The organism is Actinomadura bangladeshensis (assembly GCF_004348335.1).
GTDB classification, from domain to species: domain Bacteria; phylum Actinomycetota; class Actinomycetes; order Streptosporangiales; family Streptosporangiaceae; genus Spirillospora; species Spirillospora bangladeshensis.
In genome coordinates this window covers 1-1,459 of record NZ_SMJW01000537.1, presented here as the reverse complement: position 1 = coordinate 1,459, position 1,459 = coordinate 1, and the positions used below count along the sequence as shown (strand labels likewise).

At 68.5% G+C, this 1,459-nt stretch carries 1 protein-coding gene and 1 pseudogene; one reads left to right on the top strand and one right to left on the bottom strand.

What is annotated here, in order from left to right; genetic code table 11:
* Nucleotides 1–715 (top strand): pentapeptide repeat-containing protein (locus E1284_RS40670; protein WP_341770482.1); only part of this gene is annotated, 715 nt, incomplete at its 5' end.
* A gap of 6 nt (nucleotides 716–721) precedes the next feature.
* On the opposite strand, the pseudogene E1284_RS40665 reads toward E1284_RS40670, so the two are convergent.
* Nucleotides 722–1,459: pseudogene (locus tag E1284_RS40665) on the bottom strand (hypothetical protein); the annotation flags it as partial.

Genomic DNA, 1,459 nt, shown 5'->3' with positions numbered 1-1,459 from the left:
GGCTTGTGGGGCTTGTAGAGTCGCGCGGGTGGTGAGTGGTGGTGTGGGGGCGCGTTCTTCTCGGCGGCTCAAGGAGCCGGTGGCTCCTGTGATTCCGGGGGCGCTGAGTGAGGCGAGTCTCGTGAACGGTGAGCCGGTCGACGATGGCGTGTACCTGTCGATGCGGTTCGGGGCGCTGGACCTGGCGGAGCGGGACGCGGAGGACGCCGATTTCGAGCGTTGCCGCTTTCAGGAGACTCGGCTGTACGGGACGAGCATGCGGCGGGCCGAGTTCAGGGACGTCGAGTTTGCTTCGTGTGATCTGGCGAATCTGCGGCTGTCCGACTCGCGCATTTTCAACGTTGTGATCGAGGGCAGCCGCCTGACTGGGACGTCGCTGACCGGCTGCTCCCTGCGGGACGTGCTGTTCAGCAACTGCCGCGCCGACCTCTCGTCCTTCCGCTTCAGCCGGTTCAAGAACGTGGTGTTCCGGGACTGCAACCTGACGAACGCGAACTTCCAGGAGGCCGACCTCACCGGGGCCCGGTTCGAGCGGTGCAAGCTCGGCGGTGCGCAGTTCAGCAACGCCAATATGAAGGGCACACGGCTCTCCGAGTGCGACCTCTACGGGGTGCAGGGCGTCCAGAGTTTCGCGGGTGCCGTCGTGGCCACCGGCGATGCGCAAGGATTGCTGCTCACGCTCGCGGCGGCGATGGGCATCACCGTCGAGGACTGAGCCGGGTCAGTTGGTGAAGGTGGCGGTATAGGTGGTGTTGGTACCGGCGGCCTGGCATGGGCCGCTGTAGCCGTTGATGTCGAGTTCGCCGCTCGCCGAGCCGCCCGAGAACGTCACCGTCATGGTGCCGGACACCGGCTGGTACAGGCAGGCGTAGATGTAGTCGCCTGAGGCCGTGAACTGGTTGAGCCCGGCGGCGGCGATACGGGCGTCCGGCCGGACGGTCACGGTGTCGCCGGAGACCTCGACGGTGGTGGTGTCGAGTTGGGCGCCGCGCTCGGGGAAGCAGGCGGTGTTGGTGCCGAACCAGATCGCGCCCACCTCGGGCGTCCCCGCCGGGAAGCCGGAGCGCAGGCAGACCTCGATCGGGTTGACGCCGTTGTTCGTGCCGACGCGTGCGACCGTGGACTTCACCTGGAGCTCGGCGCTGCGCTGGAACGTCCGGCCGCCGACGGTTCCGCTGAGGCTCACCGAGTACGTGCCTTCTCTGATCCCGGGCTCGTCCTCGGGAGTGGGCGAGATCTCCGGTTCTGTCGGGGTCGGCGTGTCGGCCGGCGAGTCCAGCGGTGTCGGGAGGGACGGTGCGGGTGAGACCACCGGCGCGGCAGGCGGGGTCGTGATGCTCGACGAGGAGCCGGTGTTCTCGGACGGGCCGAGCTGCGAACGGACGAAGAAGCTGCCCGCGATCACGGCCGCGGCCACGGGGATCACCGCCAGGGCCATCGGGGGAACGCGGGTGCGGCG